The organism is Streptomyces thermoviolaceus, from assembly GCF_045209695.1.
GTDB classification, from domain to species: Bacteria; Actinomycetota; Actinomycetes; order Streptomycetales; family Streptomycetaceae; genus Streptomyces; species Streptomyces thermoviolaceus.
Genome location: NZ_CP109280.1, coordinates 1,741,011 through 1,756,439, shown reverse-complemented (window position 1 = coordinate 1,756,439; position 15,429 = coordinate 1,741,011). Strand labels below are relative to the sequence as shown.

Genomic DNA, 15,429 nt, shown 5'->3' with positions numbered 1-15,429 from the left:
GGTCCGTGGAAGGAGGCGAACCCGGACCCGACCCTGAGACGCGGCCTGCCGGGGCCGTGCGCGCCGTGCGGACGACCCTGAGGGAGGGGCGTCGCGACCGGTTTGCCACAATGGACCGGCCCCTTGTGCCCGCGTTCACAAACTCCTCTCCACCGAAGGTGACCCGTGGACATCAAAACCGCCTCCGCCCTGCGACGCCTGCGCCTGGTCTCCGGACCCGAGGCCGTGTCCTTCCTTCTGCTGCTGGTCTGCTCGGTCTTGAAGCGGACCACGGACTTCAACGCGGTGCCCGTGATGGGCTCGATCCACGGCATCCTGTTCGTGCTGTACGTGCTCTTCTGGGCGGATGCCTGGAACCGCGCCAAGTGGCCGCTGAAGACCGCGGCGCTCTACTTCGTCCTCTCGGTGCTGCCCACCGGCGGCTTCTTCGCCGAGCGCCGGCTCAAGCGGGCCGCCGAGGACGCGGTGATCGCCGCCCGTGCCCGTCGCGAAGGGATCGTGAACGCATGATCGTCGCCTTCTCCGTCACCCCGCTCGGCGTCGGCGAGGACGTCGGCGCCTACGTGGCCGAGGCCGTCCGCGTGGTCCGCGCCTCGGGGCTGCCCAACCGCACCGACGCGATGTTCACCTCCATCGAGGGGGAGTGGGACGAGGTCATGGACGTGGTCAAGCGCGCCGTGGCCGCGGTGGAGGCCCGCGCCCCGCGTGTGTCGGTGGTCCTCAAGGCGGACATCCGTCCCGGTGTGACCGACGGCCTGACACGCAAGGTGGAGACCGTCGAACGGCACCTGGCCGAGCAGTGAGACGCCCGGCCGGCGGCCGCGCCCGCGGGTGCACCCCGTGCCGCCGGCCGTCGCCGCCGCGTACCGGTCCGCGAGACGGGCCGACCACCATATGACCGCCAGGGGTAGGGTTCTGTGACGTGCCCAAGCCCCTCAGTCTTCCCTTCGACCCCATCGCCCGCGCCGACGAACTCTGGAAGCAGCGCTGGGGGAACGTCCCGTCCATGGCGGCGATCACGTCGATCATGCGCGCCCACCAGATCCTGCTGGCCGAGGTCGACGCGGTGGTCAAGCCGTACGGACTGACGTTCGCGCGCTACGAGGCGCTGGTGCTGCTCACCTTCTCCAAGGCCGGCGAACTGCCGATGTCCAAGATCGGTGAGCGGCTGATGGTGCACCCCACCTCCGTGACCAACACCGTCGACCGCCTGGTCAGGTCCGGTCTGGTGGCCAAGCGTCCCAACCCCAACGACGGCCGCGGCACGCTCGCCGTCATCACCGACAAGGGCCGCGAGGTGGTCGAGGCGGCCACCCGCGACCTGATGGCGATGGACTTCGGCCTGAGCGTCTACGACGCCGAGGAGTGCGCGGAGATCTTCGCGATGCTGCGCCCGCTGCGCGTGGCCGCCCGCGACTTCGAGGAGAGCTGAGCCGCCCGGATCACCGGGCCGCGCCCGGTCCCGCGGCAGGGCGACCCCGCCCAAGATCTACCGGAACGCGCGGTTACGCTCGACCCATGAAACGAAGCGTGCTGACCCGCTACCGCGTCATGGCCTACGTCACCGGCGTCCTGCTGGTGCTCCTGTGTCTGAGCATGATCGCCAAGTACGGGCTGGACATCGCAGGGGCCGCGGACTTCACCCGGGTCGTCGCCATCGCGCACGGCTGGCTGTACGTGATCTATCTGATCTTCGCCTTCGACCTGGGGTCCAAGGCGAAGATGCCGGTCGGCCGCCAGCTGTGGGTGCTGCTCGCGGGCACCATCCCCACGGCCGCCTTCTTCGTCGAGCGGAAGATCAGCCGCGAGCTGCAGGCCAAGGTCGCCGACCCGGCCCCCACGGCCGTCGAGGCGTAGTGTCCACCGCCGCACACCGCACCCGTGCGGCGGTCAGCCGTCGACATTTACTAGGACGTCCTAGTAAATTCGAAGCATGGACGCTGACGCCATAGAAGAAGGCCGCCGTCGCTGGCAGGCCCGGTACGACGCGGCGCGCAAGCGCGACGCGGACTTCACCACGCTCTCCGGCGATCCCGTGGAGCCCGTCTACGGTCCCCGCCCCGGGGACGTCTACCAGGGCTTCGAGCGGATCGGCTGGCCCGGTGAGTTCCCGTTCACCCGCGGCCTGTACCCGACCGGCTACCGAGGGCGTACGTGGACCATCCGGCAGTTCGCCGGGTTCGGCAACGCCGAGCAGACCAACGAGCGCTACAAGATGATCCTCGCCGCGGGCGGCGGCGGGCTCTCGGTCGCGTTCGACATGCCCACCCTCATGGGCCGTGACTCCGACGACCCGCGCTCGCTCGGCGAGGTCGGCCACTGCGGCGTGGCGATCGACTCCGCGGCCGACATGGAGGTGCTCTTCCAGGACATCCCGCTGGGCGACGTCACCACCTCGATGACGATCAGCGGCCCGGCCGTCCCCGTCTTCTGCATGTACCTGGTCGCCGCCGAACGCCAGGGCGTGGACACCTCCGTCCTCAACGGCACGCTGCAGACGGACATCTTCAAGGAGTACATCGCGCAGAAGGAGTGGCTCTTCCCGCCCGAGCCCCATCTGCGCCTCATCGGCGACCTGATGGAGTACACCAGCGCGCGCATCCCCGCGTACAAGCCGCTGTCCGTCTCCGGCTACCACATCCGCGAAGCCGGCGCGACGGCCGCGCAGGAGCTGGCGTACACGCTCGCCGACGGCTTCGGCTACGTCGAACTGGGCCTGAGCCGCGGCCTGGACGTGGACGTGTTCGCGCCCGGCCTGTCCTTCTTCTTCGACGCGCACGTCGACTTCTTCGAGGAGATCGCCAAGTTCCGCGCGGCGCGCCGCATCTGGGCCCGCTGGATGCGCGACGTCTACGGCGCCACGACCGACCGGGCCCAGTGGCTGCGCTTCCACACCCAGACCGCCGGGGTGTCGCTCACCGCGCAGCAGCCCTACAACAACGTCGTCCGCACCGCCGTGGAGGCCCTCGCGGCGGTGCTCGGCGGCACGAACTCGCTGCACACCAACGCCCTGGACGAGACCCTGGCGCTGCCCAGCGAGCAGGCCGCCGAGATCGCGCTGCGCACCCAGCAGGTGCTGATGGAGGAGACCGGCGTCGCCAACGTCGCCGACCCGCTGGGCGGTTCCTGGTACGTCGAGCAGCTCACGGACCGGATCGAGGCGGACGCCGAGAAGATCTTCGACCAGATCAAGGAGCGCGGCCGGCGCGCCCACCCCGACGGGCAGCACCCCATCGGGCCGATGACCTCCGGCATCCTCAAGGGCATCGAGGACGGCTGGTTCACCGGCGAGATCGCCGAGGCGGCGTTCCGCTACCAGCAGGCCCTGGAGAAGGGCGACAAGAAGGTCGTCGGCGTCAATGTGCACACCGGGTCGGTCACCGGGGACCTGGAGATCCTGCGGGTGAGCCACGAGGTGGAGCGCGAGCAGGTGCGGCTGCTGGCGAAGCGGCGGGCGGCCCGGGACGACGCCGCGGTGCGCTCAGCGCTGGACGCCATGCTGGCCGCAGCCCGGGACGGCTCCAACATGATCGAGCCGATGCTGGACGCCGTGCGCGCCGAGGCCACGCTGGGCGAGATCTGCCAGGCCCTGCGCGACGAGTGGGGCGTGTACAGCGAGCCCGCCGGGTTCTGAGCACCCCCGCAGGGCCGCGAAGCGGCGGGCGGAACCCGGTTTCCCGGGCCGCCCGCCGCCGTCGTCGTGCCCGGCTCAGCCGTCCCGGCCCCGGGCATCCGTCCCGTCCGGCCCGCCCTGTCCGGCGGTGCCGGCGAACCCGGCGCGGGCCGCATCCCCGAGCCCCAGCAACAGCAGCTGGGTGAACCTGCGCACCCACTCCTCGTCCGCGGGCTCCGCGCTGACCAGGGTGCGGTGCACCACCGCCCCCGCCACCACGTCGAAGATGAGGTCGGCGGTGCGGGCGGCCGCCGCGGCGTCGTCCTCGCCGGGCAGCTCGCCGCGTGCCTGGGCACGCTCCCGGCCCTGCAGGACCAGCCGCTTCTGCCGGTCCACGATCGATGTGCGGATACGTTCCCGCAACGCCGCGTCACGGGTCGACTCCGCAACGACCGCCATCAGCCCGCTGCGGGCCTCCGGGCGGGCCAGGATCGCCGCGAACTGCAGCACCACGCCCTCGATGTCGGCGGCCAGGCTGCCGCGGTCCGGCAGGCGCAGCTCGTCGAAGAGTTCGGCGACCGCGTCCACCACGAGTTCGTTCTTGCCGGCCCAGCGCCGGTACAGCGTCGTCTTGGCGACCCCCGCGCGGGTGGCCACGTCCTGCAGGGTGAGTTTCGACCAGCCCAGCTCCACCAGCGCCGCGCGCGTGGCGGCCAGGATGGCCGCGTCCGCGGCGGCGCTGCGCGGGCGGCCGGCGCGGGCGTGCGGGGTGCGGCTCTGCATCCCATGACCATAACCGGCGCGAAACCGGGCGGTTCCGTGTGGTGGTGAGGGAGATCACCGGGGGACGGTTTCGCGGCGGCACTCGGTGCCATTACGCTACGACCCGTAGCGAAAGCGCGGGTTGGGGTCCGCGCCGAGCGACAACCACACAGCACACGCACGCATCACCGTCCTGACCGGCACGGGACGACGGCCACGTACCGGCACGACGGCACCGTGCACCGGCCGGCGGCCCGGTGGGGACCGGGCACGCCGTACGGTCGACGGGGCCGGACTCGACGGCTGTTTTCACTCACAGAGGCGGAACGGGGGAGGATAGACGCATGCAGCCACGGAACATGTCCATGAGCGGCGTCGTCGACCTCGCCGCGGTGAAGGCGGCCCAGGAGGCCAAGGCCAAGGCGGAGCAGGCCCGCGCCCAGGCCGCCCGGGAGGGCGGGGCGGGCGCCGTCTCCCCGGCCGACCTCGTCATCGACGTCAGCGAGGCCACCTTCGAACGCGACGTCCTGCAGCGCTCCGCCGAGGTGCCGGTCGTCATCGACTTCTGGGCCGAGTGGTGCCAGCCCTGCAAGCAGCTCGGCCCGGTCCTGGAGCGGCTGGCCGTCGAGTACAACGGCCGCTTCCTGCTCGCCAAGGTCGACGTCGACGCCAACCAGCTGCTGATGCAGCAGTTCGGCATCCAGGGGATCCCCGCGGTCTTCGCGGTGGTCGCCGGCCAGGCGCTGCCGCTGTTCCAGGGCGCGGCGCCCGAGGCGCAGATCCGCCAGACGCTGGATCAGCTGGTGCAGGTCGCCGAGCAGCGCTTCGGGCTGACCGGTCTGACCGTCGACCCGGAGGCCGAGCCGGGCGCGCGGGCGCAGCAGAAGCCGGCCGGCCCGCACGCCGCGGCGCTGGACGCGGCGGCGCAGGCCCTGGACGCCGGTGACCTGGGCGGTGCCGTCCAGGCCTACAAGAACGTGCTGGCCGACGACCCGGCCAACGCCGAGGCCAAGCTGGGCCTGGCCCAGGCCGAACTGCTGCAGCGCGTCCGCGGGATGGACGTGCAGAAGGTGCGTCAGGAGGCCGCCGAGAAGCCGGGCGACGTACAGGCGCAGATCGCCGCCGCCGACCTGGACCTGGCGGGCGGTCATGTGGAGGACGCCTTCGGGCGGCTCATCGACACCGTCAAGCGCACGGCGGGCGAGGACCGGGACGCGGCCCGGCTGCGGCTGCTGGAGCTGTTCGAGGTCGTCGGGGCGGAGGACCCCCGGGTGACGGCGGCCCGGCGGGCACTGGCGCGGGCCCTGTTCTGAGCCGGTCGGACCCTGCGGTCCGCCGCCGGACACCCTGCGCCCGGGCCTGTGACGCCCGAGTGGGAGAACGGCCGACACGACGCCACGGCGGCCGCGCTTTACCAAAACTTGGTAAACGCGGCCGCTGTTACTACGAGTAAGGCCGGGGCGCAAGCGTGCCCGGATCTGTCCGGGCATCGGTTGAATTGCCGTGGCCTGTGTTACCACCGAGTGTCGCGGTCCGGGGTCGCTGCGTCGCCGCTCGGTTATCCGGCCGTTACTAGCGAGTAACGACCCCCCTTGTGTGGGCGGCGAGAATGCACCACGATCGGCCACGCTCGGTCCATCCCCGTCCCCCGACAGCCATTCGGGTCACGGGATGTCTGGGTCCCCACCGAGCAGAGCCGGCCCGGCCGGTTCTTGGACAGGGGGGTCTTCGCCGACCGGTGAAGCCTGTCCAGCAAGGTTGTGCGTGATGCGTGTCAGGCGCGACCAGTGGTTGTCGCTCGGGGGTGATCGCCGGTGATTCGGGCGCGGTACGCGCCACCGAGCGCGGGCGCTCTCCTTCCCGAGGACGTAGCACTTCTCCCATCCCTGCCCGGCCCGAGCCGAACGGGGGCAGAGCCGGAGCCAGGAGATGTACGTCCGAGAAGGAGGAATTGATGGAGTCCCAGGTGCGTGGCGGGACCAGATGGAAGCGGTTCGCTGTGGTCATGGTGCCCAGCGTGGCCGCCACCGCGGCGATAGGCGTGGCCCTGGCGCAGGGCGCCCTGGCCGCCTCGTTCAGCGTGTCGGGCCAGTCGTTCAAGGTGACGGCCGAGAAGCTCGAGGGCAAGGGCTTCGTCCAGTACGGCGCGATCGATTCGGGTTACACCCTCTCCGGTGAGAAGACCGACCACCCGGTCGCGGTCTCGGCGTTCAACGAAGCGCAGATCAAGAGCCTGTGCCAGTCCGTCGTCACTCCGGGCATCCCGGTGCTGGGGTCGGTCAGCCTGACCCTCACCGCGGGTGACAGCAGCGACCCGGCGAAGCAGGTCTCCGCCAAGAATCTGTACATCGACGTCGAGGACCTCGGTGCCGACGCCACGTTCAACAACATCGACATCGGTGTGGCCGCGAAGGACGCCCAGAAGGGTCCTGGCATCAACCAGGACGAGGTGTCCTCGAAGCGGACGAATCCCTACGGCTTCGCCCAGCAGGCCGAGTCGGCGACGCTGACCGATGTGAAGCAGACGGCGTGGGCCACCACGGCCGGCACCTTCAAGCTGCCGGGGCTGCACATGAAGCTCCAGACCGGCAAGCACGAGTGCTACTGAGCACCCGGTGACGGGCGGGGGAGCCGAACGGCACCCCCGCCCGTTCTCCACTCACCCGCCCCTTCACACACCACTCACACCCCACGTACCACCCTTCACAGCGAGCCGCACAGGGAGCTGTTTTTTCCATGAGCGCCGAGACTTCCGCCGTACCCGGCCGGTTCACTCGCCGGAGGCTGCAGTTCCGCGCCTGGCGGGGCAGCCGACCGTTCTGGGCCGGTCTGTTCGTCCTGCTCGGCGGCTTTCCGATCATCTACTTCCCGTACGCCCATCTCCAGGTCGGTCACCTCACCCTGGCGATGTCCACCACCGCGGGAGCCGGTTCCCTGATCATCGGCGTGCTGCTCATCGTCCTGGGCATCAGCCTGTGGTTCCAGAAGCACATCCGGGTCTTCGCGGGCGTCGCGTCGATCCTGCTGGCGCTGGTGTCCATACCCGTGTCGAACTTCGGCGGCTTCGTCATCGGCTTCCTGCTCGCGCTCATCGGTGGTGCGCTGGCGGTGTCGTGGGCGCCGGGCGTGCCGCCCGAGGAGACCGGCCCGGGGCAGGGCGGCGCTCCCCGGACCGCCCCCGGTCCGGTGACGGACGGGACGGACGAGCCCAACGACCTGTCAGGAACGAGCCCGGACAAGCGGGCGAACGGGAGGCACAGTGCCGGCTGACGAGGTGACCAACGGGCCGGAAGCGGACCGGCCGCGTACCAGATCCGGAGCACGTCACGCGGCACCCAAGAGGCCGCTGTTCACCCGGTTCCACATGCCGGCCGGCAAGGCGATGGCCATGGCCGCGATGCCGACGGCGGTGATCGTGGGACTGGGCTTCACGTCCTCGCTGGCGCTGGCGGACAGCAGCACCACCCCGGCGCCGACCGCCAAGAGCCTGACCGCGGACGAGTACCAGGACTGTGTGGCGGCGCTGACGAAGGACGAGGCGAAGAGCGAGGACAAGGAGAAGGAGCAGGACGACGCCTCCTCCGCCTCGCCCACGCCGTCGGCCGCCGCGAGCGACGGCGCCGCCGGGGACGAGAAGAAGGACGCAGACGGCGCGGACGAGGACGCCTCCGCCGAGCCGGCCCCGTCGGCGTCGGCCTCCGCGTCGCCGCTGCGGTCCGCGCAGTCCGGGGCGTCGGAGAAGGCCGGCGCGGACGAGGACTCCGCGGGCACGCCCTCTTCGCCGGATTCAGGTTCCGACGACGAGGCCGCATCGCCCTCCGCCACGCCGTCCCCCTCGGCCTCCGTCAGCCACGGCGGTCTGCTGGGCGGTCTCGGTGAGGCGCTCGGACGTCTGCTGGGCAAGGACAAGGGCGACGAGGACGCGCAGCCCACGCCGTCCGTCTCGGCCACCCCCTCGGCGAGCGCGAGCGGAAGCGGGACCGAGGGCGTGAACGGGGCGGTGAAGGACCTCACCGGCAAGGTCACCGACGCCGCCGGGGACACGGGGAAGGGCACCAGCGACGCGGCGTCCGATGCGGTGAAGGACGTCACCGGCGCGCTCGAGGACGCGGCGAAGGACGGCGCCACCGCCTCGCCCTCCCCCACGCCCTCCGCGTCCGCGTCCGACGAGTCCGCCGTCGACCCGGAGAACTGCCTCAAGGCCACCGACGCCGAGGGCGGCGTGGACAACACGGTCCCGCTGGCCGACGACCCCTGGTACCTGGACGCCAGCCACCTGCTGCTCAAGGGCGCCGACTACAAGGGCATCGTCCAGGTGCGGACCGCCGACGGCACGGTGAAGAAGGTGCTGAAGTACGTCATCTCCGACGGCACCGACATCGGCGACCTGCACCAGACGGTGAAGGACAAGCAGGCCGGCAAGACCTACCACGTGCAGGCCGCCAAGGGCTCGACGTCCACCATCCGCGGCGGGGAGACGGTGATGTACACCGAGTCCATCTCCGGCAACCTGCTCGGGCTGATCCCGGTCACCTTCGACCCGGACAACCCGCCTCCGCTGAACATCCCTCTGATCTACTTCACCAAGGTGCACGTGGTCCAGGCGGCCCAGTTCGGCGGCAACCTGCACGTCCCCGGCATGCACCTGTACACGACGGACGGGGCCGACTGAGCGCACGGACGGCCGGCCGCAGGGCCGTGCACCCGAACGTCCCACGACGACGAGGGCGCCCCCGCCGCACGGCAGGGGCGCCCTCGGTCCGTGTCCGGGCGCGGCGCGTCAGTGGCGCTCGCTGCCGCCCAGGTGGTGGACGCGGACCATGTTGGTGGTGCCGGGGACCCCGGGCGGGGAGCCGGCGGTGATGACCACGATGTCACCCTCGTTGAACCGCTTCAGCTTGATCAGCTCCTGGTCGACCAGCTCGACCATCTCGTCGGTGCCGGAGACGAACGGCACGATGTGCGGCTCCACGCCCCAGCTGAGCGCCAGCTGGTTGCGGGTGGACTCGTCCGTGGTGAACGCCAGGATCGGCTGGGCCGCGCGATAGCGGGACAGCCGACGGGCGGTGTCACCGGACTGGGTGAAGGCGACCAGTCCCTTGCCGCCGAGGAAGTCGGCGATCTCGGCGGCGGCACGGGCCACCGAACCGCCCTGAGTGCGCGGCTTCTTGCCCTGCACCAGCGGCTGCAGGCCCTTGGACAGCAGCTCCTCCTCGGCCGCCTGGACGATCTTCGACATCGTCTTGACGGTCTCGACGGGGTAGGCGCCCACGCTGGACTCGGCCGAGAGCATCACCGCGTCCGCGCCGTCCAGGATCGCGTTGGCCACGTCGGAGGCCTCGGCGCGGGTCGGGCGGGAGTTGGTGATCATGGACTCCATCATCTGGGTCGCGACGATCACCGGCTTGGCGTTGCGCCGGCACATCTCGATCAGGCGCTTCTGCACCATCGGGACCTTCTCCAGCGGGTACTCCACCGCCAGGTCGCCGCGGGCCACCATCACGCCGTCGAACGCCATCACGACGTCCTGCATGTTCTCCACCGCCTGCGGCTTCTCCACCTTGGCGATGACCGGGACGCGGCGGCCCTCCTCGTCCATGACGCGGTGGACGTCGGCGACGTCCTTCGCGTCCCGGACGAAGGACAGGGCGACCAGGTCGCAGCCCATGCGCAGGGCGAAGCGCAGGTCCTCCACGTCCTTCTCGGACAGCGCGGGCACGTTCACCGCCGCGCCGGGCAGGTTGATGCCCTTGTGGTCGGAGACCACGCCGCCCTCGATGACGATCGTCCGCACCCGCGGGCCCTCGACGTCCAGGACCTTCAGCTCGACGTTGCCGTCGTTGATGAGGATCTGGTCGCCGCGCGAGACGTCGCCCGGCAGGCCCTTGTACGTCGTGCCGCAGATGTGCTTGTCGCCCGGCACGTCCTCGGTGGTGATGGTGAACTCGTCACCACGCTCCAGCTCCACCGGACCCTCGGCGAAGGTCGCCAGACGGATCTTCGGACCCTGCAGGTCGGCGAGGACGGCGATGGCCCGGCCGGTCTCCTTGGCCGCTGCCCGGACCCGGTCGTACCGGGCCTGGTGCTCCGCGTGGCTGCCGTGGCTGAAGTTGAAGCGGGCCACGTTCATGCCGGCTTCGATCAGGGACACGAGCATCTCGTGGGAGTCGACCGCGGGGCCGAGAGTACAGACGATTTTCGAACGGCGCATGGGGCGATCCTATCGGTTTGTTTCGCTACGGAATATTCCGCCTGGCGGAAAATACAAATGGGCGCATCCGTGCTCAGGCGAGTGCCCGTCGAATTTCAGGCGGCCTTTCCGACCAGTGCGTAGGTCTGCGTGGCGATCTCCATTTCCTCGTCCGTCGGAACCACGGCCACGGCCACCCGGGCGCCCTCGGGCGAGATCAGCCGCGCCCGGTCGCCGTGCTCGGCGTTGCGGGCCTCGTCGACGGCCAGGCCGAGCCCCTCCAGGCCCGCCACCGCCGCCGCGCGCACGAAGGCGGCGTTCTCGCCCACACCGGCGGTGAAGGCGACCGCGTCCACGCTGCCGAGTACCGCGCAATAGGCGCCGATGTACTTCTTCAGCCGGTGGATGTAGATGTCGAACGCGAGCTGCGCCTGCGCGTCGCCCTCGTCCATCCGGCGGCGGATCTCACGCATGTCGTTGTCCCCGCACAGACCGAACAGACCGCTGTTCTTGTTCAGCAGGGTGTCGATCTCGTCCAGCGACATTCCGCCGACCCGCTGCAGATGGAAGATCACGGCCGGGTCCAGATCACCGGAGCGCGTGCCCATCACCAGGCCCTCCAGCGGGGTGAGCCCCATGGAGGTGTCCACGCACTTCCCGCCGCGCACCGCCGAGGCCGACGCGCCGTTGCCCAGGTGCAGCACGATCACGTTGACGTCCTCGGGCGCCTTGCCCAGCAGCCGGGCGGTCTCGCGGGAGACGTAGGCGTGCGAGGTGCCGTGGAAGCCGTAGCGGCGCACCCGGTACCGGTCGGCGATCTTGGTGTCGATGGCGTAGCGGGCCGCGGACTCCGGCATCGTGGTGTGGAACGCGGTGTCGAACACCGCGACCTGCGGCAGGTCCGGGCGCAGCGCCATGGCGGTGCGGATGCCGGTGAGGTTGGCCGGGTTGTGCAGCGGCGCCACCGGGATCAGTCGCTCGATCTCGGTGAGCACGGTGTCGTCGACGACGGTCGGCTCGGTGAAGAACATGCCGCCGTGCACCACCCGGTGGCCGATCGCGGCCAGCTCACCGGAGTCCAGGCCCAGCCCGTCCTTGGTCAGTTCCTCGGCCACCGTCTTCAGGGCGGCGTCGTGGTCGGCGATGGGACCGGTGCGCTCCCGGGTCTCGCCGGAGGCGACGCAGGTGTGCTTCAGGCGGGAGGTCTGCTCGCCGATCCGCTCCACCAGGCCGACGGCCAGGCGGCTCGCGTCGCGCATGTCGAGCAGCTGGTACTTCACCGACGAGGAGCCGGAGTTGAGGACGAGGACACGGGTGGCGGTCACGGTGGAGAAAGCTTCCTTCTCGGGGGGTGTGCGGGGTGTCACCGGGCGGCGGACTCGGCCTGGGCCTGGATCGCGGTGATGGCCACGGTGTTGACGATGTCCTGGACCAGGGCGCCGCGCGACAGGTCGTTCACCGGCTTGCGCAGGCCCTGCAGCACCGGGCCCACCGCGATCGCGCCGGCCGAGCGCTGCACGGCCTTGTAGGTGTTGTTGCCGGTGTTCAGGTCGGGGAAGACCAGCACGGTGGCCTGTCCGGCGACCGGGGAGCCGGGCAGCTTGGTCGCGGCCACCGTCGGCTCCACCGCCGCGTCGTACTGGATCGGGCCCTCGATCAGCAGGTCCGGCCGGCGCGACCGCACCAGCTCGGTGGCCTCGCGGACCTTGTCCACGTCCGCGCCGGAGCCGGAGGTGCCGGTGGAGTACGACAGCATCGCGATGCGCGGCTCGACGCCGAACTGCGCGGCGGTGGTGGCGGACTGGATCGCGATGTCGGCCAGCTGCTCGGCGTTCGGGTCGGGGTTGACCGCGCAGTCGCCGTAGACGAGCACCTTGTCGGCCAGGCACATGAAGAACACCGAGGAGACGATCGACGCCTCCGGCTTGGTCTTGATGATCTCGAAGGCCGGGCGGATGGTGGCCGCCGTGGAGTGCACCGAGCCCGACACCATGCCGTCGGCCAGCCCCTCCTGGACCATCAGCGTGCCGAAGTAGTTCACGTCGGACACCACGTCGTAGGCCAGCTCCACGGTCACGCCCTTGTGGGCGCGCAGCTGGGCGTACTTCTCGGCGAAGGAGTCCCGCAGCTCGGAGGTGGCCGGGTCGATCAGCAGGGTGTCGCCGAGGTCGACGCCGAGGTCGGCGGCCTTCTTGCGGACGGCGTCCTCGGGGCCGAGCAGCGTCAGGTCGCACACGCCGCGCCGCAGCAGCACCTCCGCCGCGCGCAGCACCCGCTCCTCGGTGCCCTCGGGCAGCACCACCCGCCGCTTGTCGGCGCGGGCCTGCTCCAGCAGCTTGTGCTCGAACATCATCGGCGTGACCCGGCCGCTGCTGGGCGCCGAGACGCGCTTGCTCAGACCGGTGGTGTCGACGTACCGCTCGAACAGGCCGAGCGCGGTCTCCGCCTTGCGCGGGGTGGCCGCATTCAGCTTGCCCTCCAGGGAGAACAGCTGCGCGGCCGTCGGGAAGCTGCTGCCGGTGACGGATATCACCGGGGTGCCGGGGGCGAGCCGCGCGGCCAGGGTCAGGATCTCCTCGCCGGGCTGCTCGTTCAGCGTCAGCAGCACACCGGCGATCGGCGGGGTGCCGGCGCTGTGCGCGGCCAGCGAGCCGACGACCAGGTCGGCGCGGTCGCCGGGGGTGACGACCAGGCAGCCCGGGGTGAGGGCCTTGAGCAGATTGGGCAGCATGGCGCCGCCGAAGACGAAGTCCAGGACGTCGCGGGCCAGTCCCGCGTCGTCGCCCAGCAGCACCCGGCCGCCCAGGGCCTGGGTGATCTGCGCGACCGTCGGCGCGGACAGGGCGGGCTCGTCGGGCAGGACCCAGCAGGGCACCGGCAGCCGGTCCTGGAGCTGCGCGGCGATCTCGTCGCGCGCCTCACGCGCCACCCGGTTGGTGATCACGGCCAGCACGTCGCAGCCGAGCGAGTCGTAGGCGCGGTAGGCGTTGCGGGTCTCGGCGAGGACGGACCGGGCGGACTGCCGGCGGCCGCCGACCACCGGGATCACGGAGGCGCCGAACTCGTTGGCGAGGCGGGCGTTGAGCGCCAGCTCGTCCGGCAGCTGGGTGTCGGCGAAGTCGGTGCCCAGCACGAGGACCACGTCGTAGTCGCGGGCCACCCGGTGGAAGCGGTCCACGAGCACGGACACCAGCTCGTCCGTGCCCTTCTCCGCCTGGAGCGCGGACGCCTCCTGGTAGCCCAGGCCGTAGACGGTCGCCGGGTCCTGACCCAGCCGGTAGCGGGCGCGCAGCAGCTCGAAGAGCCGGTCGGGACCGTCGTGGACGAGCGGCCGGAAGACGCCCACCCGGTCCACCTGCCGGGTCAGCAGCTCCATGACTCCCAGCTCCACGACCTGGCGGCCGTCGCCGCGGTCGATGCCGGTCACGTACACGCTGCGGGTCACGCGGGCTCTCCGTTTCGTCAGGGAACATTCGTCCACATTGCGGTGATCTGTCGCTCGTCCGGGCAAAAAAACACCCGCCGGGATGAGCGGACCCTCTTGACAATACCTCCGTGTCTGGATAGGGCGCCCGTCAAGACGTCGCCGGTGCCGGGACGTGAAACAATCGGACAGGATCACCGGTATCGACAGTGAGCAGGAGACGACAGCACGATGCGTATCGGAGTTCTCACGGCAGGCGGCGACTGTCCGGGGCTGAACGCGGTGATCCGGTCGGTCGTGCACCGAGCGGTCACGGCCTACGGTGACGAGGTCATCGGTTTCGAGGACGGCTACGCGGGCCTGCTCGACGGCCGCTACCGCGAGCTGGACCTCAACGCGGTCAGCGGCATCCTCGCCCGGGGCGGCACCATCCTCGGCTCCTCCCGGCTGGAGCGCGACCGGCTCAGGGAGGCGTGCGAGAACGCCTCCGACATGATCCACCGCTTCGGCATCGACGCGCTCATCCCGATCGGCGGCGAGGGCACGCTGACCGCGGCGCGCATGCTCTCCGACGCGGGCCTTCCCGTGGTCGGTGTGCCGAAGACCATCGACAACGACATCTCCTCCACCGACCGCACCTTCGGTTTCGACACCGCGGTCGGCGTCGCCACGGAGGCCATGGACCGGCTGAAGACCACCGCCGAGTCGCACCAGCGCGTCATGGTGGTCGAGGTCATGGGCCGGCACGCGGGCTGGATCGCCCTGGAGTCCGGCATGGCCGCCGGCGCCCACGGCATCTGCCTGCCCGAGCGCCCCTTCGACCCGGCCGACCTGGTCAAGATGGTCGAGGAGCGCTTCGCCCGCGGCAAGAAGTTCGCGGTGATCTGCGTGGCCGAGGGCGCCCACCCCGCCGAGGGCACCATGGACTACGGCAAGGGCGAGATCGACCAGTTCGGCCACGAGCGCTTCCGTGGCATCGGCACCGCCCTCGCCCACGAGCTGGAGAAGCGGCTGGGCAAGGAGGCCAAGCCGGTCATCCTCGGCCATGTGCAGCGCGGCGGCGTCCCCACGGCCTACGACCGCATCCTGGCCACCCGCTTCGGCTGGCACGCGGTGGAGGCGGCGCACCGCGGCGAGTTCGGCCACATGACCGCGCTGCGCGGCACCGACATCGTGATGGTGCCGCTGGCCGAGGCGGTCACCGAGCTGAAGACCGTGCCCAAGGACCGCATGGACGAGGCCGAGTCGGTGTTCTGACCGGTTCCGGCGTCGGCTCCCTCGGCCGAGCCCCCGGCAGCGCACGCCGCGCACCGCAGGCCGCGTGCGTCCGTGCGGCGGTGAAGAGCTGCCGTGCGGCGGTGAACAGCTGCCGTGCGCGGTGAACGACTGCCGTGTGCGGCGGTGCGCCGGTGAACGGCCTCCGTGTGCGCCGTGCACCCG

14 protein-coding genes are annotated in these 15,429 nt (G+C 70.9%); 10 read left to right on the top strand and 4 right to left on the bottom strand.

Features of this window, described 5'->3' with window-relative positions:
• Window positions 1–165: 165 nt before the first annotated feature.
• From OG899_RS07525 to OG899_RS07505, 5 genes are all read left to right on the top strand, one after another.
• Window positions 166–510: a DUF3817 domain-containing protein gene (locus OG899_RS07525; protein WP_125497081.1), complete on the top strand. Its 345-nt coding sequence runs from the start codon at window positions 166–168 to the stop codon at window positions 508–510.
• Complete coding sequence (locus tag OG899_RS07520) at window positions 507–803, top strand: MTH1187 family thiamine-binding protein (RefSeq protein WP_125497082.1); 297 nt, start codon at window positions 507–509, stop codon at window positions 801–803. The genes OG899_RS07525 and OG899_RS07520 overlap by 4 nt, the downstream gene beginning before the upstream one ends.
• Window positions 804–922: 119 nt before the next feature.
• Window positions 923–1,432 carry a MarR family winged helix-turn-helix transcriptional regulator gene (locus OG899_RS07515; RefSeq protein ID WP_125497083.1) on the top strand — a complete coding sequence of 170 codons (510 nt, stop codon included), beginning with the start codon at window positions 923–925 and terminating at the stop codon, window positions 1,430–1,432.
• Window positions 1,433–1,518: 86 nt separating this feature from the next.
• Window positions 1,519–1,857: a DUF3817 domain-containing protein gene (locus tag OG899_RS07510; RefSeq protein WP_125497084.1), complete on the top strand. Its 339-nt coding sequence runs from the start codon at window positions 1,519–1,521 to the stop codon at window positions 1,855–1,857.
• Window positions 1,858–1,933: 76 nt separating this feature from the next.
• A complete protein-coding gene (locus OG899_RS07505) occupies window positions 1,934–3,634 on the top strand; it encodes a methylmalonyl-CoA mutase (protein WP_189428477.1) in 1,701 nt (566 codons plus the stop codon).
• A gap of 75 nt (window positions 3,635–3,709) precedes the next feature.
• On the opposite strand, the gene OG899_RS07500 is transcribed toward OG899_RS07505, so the two are convergent.
• Window positions 3,710–4,396, bottom strand: coding sequence for a TetR/AcrR family transcriptional regulator (locus tag OG899_RS07500; protein WP_125497086.1), 687 nt, complete (start codon window positions 4,394–4,396; stop codon window positions 3,710–3,712).
• A gap of 323 nt (window positions 4,397–4,719) precedes the next feature.
• On the opposite strand from OG899_RS07500, the gene OG899_RS07495 reads away from it, so the two are divergent.
• From OG899_RS07495 to OG899_RS07480, 4 genes are all read left to right on the top strand, one after another.
• A complete protein-coding gene (locus OG899_RS07495) occupies window positions 4,720–5,688 on the top strand; it encodes a tetratricopeptide repeat protein (RefSeq protein WP_168132288.1) in 969 nt (322 codons plus the stop codon).
• A gap of 641 nt (window positions 5,689–6,329) precedes the next feature.
• The gene (locus OG899_RS07490) at window positions 6,330–6,983 is read left to right on the top strand and encodes a DUF6230 family protein (RefSeq protein WP_125497087.1); all 654 of its coding nucleotides are present in this window, start codon (window positions 6,330–6,332) and stop codon (window positions 6,981–6,983) included.
• 128 nt (window positions 6,984–7,111) lie between these two features.
• On the top strand, window positions 7,112–7,645 hold the full coding sequence (locus tag OG899_RS07485) for a DUF6114 domain-containing protein (RefSeq protein ID WP_125497088.1): 534 nt from the start codon (window positions 7,112–7,114) through the stop codon (window positions 7,643–7,645).
• Window positions 7,635–9,047 carry a hypothetical protein gene (locus tag OG899_RS07480; protein ID WP_406310947.1) on the top strand — a complete coding sequence of 471 codons (1,413 nt, stop codon included), beginning with the start codon at window positions 7,635–7,637 and terminating at the stop codon, window positions 9,045–9,047. Before OG899_RS07485 ends, OG899_RS07480 begins: the two co-directional genes overlap by 11 nt.
• A gap of 108 nt (window positions 9,048–9,155) precedes the next feature.
• Here OG899_RS07480 and pyk read toward each other — a convergent pair whose 3' ends face one another.
• From pyk to pta, 3 genes are all read right to left on the bottom strand, one after another.
• The gene (gene pyk / locus OG899_RS07475; RefSeq protein ID WP_168132289.1) at window positions 9,156–10,586 is read right to left on the bottom strand and encodes a pyruvate kinase; all 1,431 of its coding nucleotides are present in this window, start codon (window positions 10,584–10,586) and stop codon (window positions 9,156–9,158) included.
• 95 nt (window positions 10,587–10,681) lie between these two features.
• Window positions 10,682–11,890, bottom strand: coding sequence for an acetate kinase (locus tag OG899_RS07470; RefSeq protein ID WP_125497091.1), 1,209 nt, complete (start codon window positions 11,888–11,890; stop codon window positions 10,682–10,684).
• Window positions 11,891–11,928: 38 nt separating this feature from the next.
• Window positions 11,929–14,010 carry a phosphate acetyltransferase gene (pta, locus tag OG899_RS07465; RefSeq protein WP_189428476.1) on the bottom strand — a complete coding sequence of 694 codons (2,082 nt, stop codon included), beginning with the start codon at window positions 14,008–14,010 and terminating at the stop codon, window positions 11,929–11,931.
• A 210-nt stretch (window positions 14,011–14,220) separates the two neighbouring features.
• On the opposite strand from pta, the gene OG899_RS07460 reads away from it, so the two are divergent.
• On the top strand, window positions 14,221–15,246 hold the full coding sequence (locus tag OG899_RS07460) for an ATP-dependent 6-phosphofructokinase (protein WP_125497093.1): 1,026 nt from the start codon (window positions 14,221–14,223) through the stop codon (window positions 15,244–15,246).
• Window positions 15,247–15,429 lie beyond the last annotated feature (183 nt).

Coding starts and splice junctions, on each gene's coding strand:
- OG899_RS07460 (WP_125497093.1), top strand. CDS start 14,221: ATGCGTATCGGAGTTCTCACGGCAGGCGGCGACTGTCCGGGGCTGAAC.
- pyk (WP_168132289.1), bottom strand. CDS start 10,586: ATGCGCCGTTCGAAAATCGTCTGTACTCTCGGCCCCGCGGTCGACTCC.
- OG899_RS07495 (WP_168132288.1), top strand. CDS start 4,720: ATGCAGCCACGGAACATGTCCATGAGCGGCGTCGTCGACCTCGCCGCG.
- OG899_RS07490 (WP_125497087.1), top strand. CDS start 6,330: ATGGAGTCCCAGGTGCGTGGCGGGACCAGATGGAAGCGGTTCGCTGTG.
- OG899_RS07520 (WP_125497082.1), top strand. CDS start 507: ATGATCGTCGCCTTCTCCGTCACCCCGCTCGGCGTCGGCGAGGACGTC.
- OG899_RS07510 (WP_125497084.1), top strand. CDS start 1,519: ATGAAACGAAGCGTGCTGACCCGCTACCGCGTCATGGCCTACGTCACC.
- OG899_RS07485 (WP_125497088.1), top strand. CDS start 7,112: ATGAGCGCCGAGACTTCCGCCGTACCCGGCCGGTTCACTCGCCGGAGG.
- OG899_RS07500 (WP_125497086.1), bottom strand. CDS start 4,396: ATGCAGAGCCGCACCCCGCACGCCCGCGCCGGCCGCCCGCGCAGCGCC.
- OG899_RS07505 (WP_189428477.1), top strand. CDS start 1,934: ATGGACGCTGACGCCATAGAAGAAGGCCGCCGTCGCTGGCAGGCCCGG.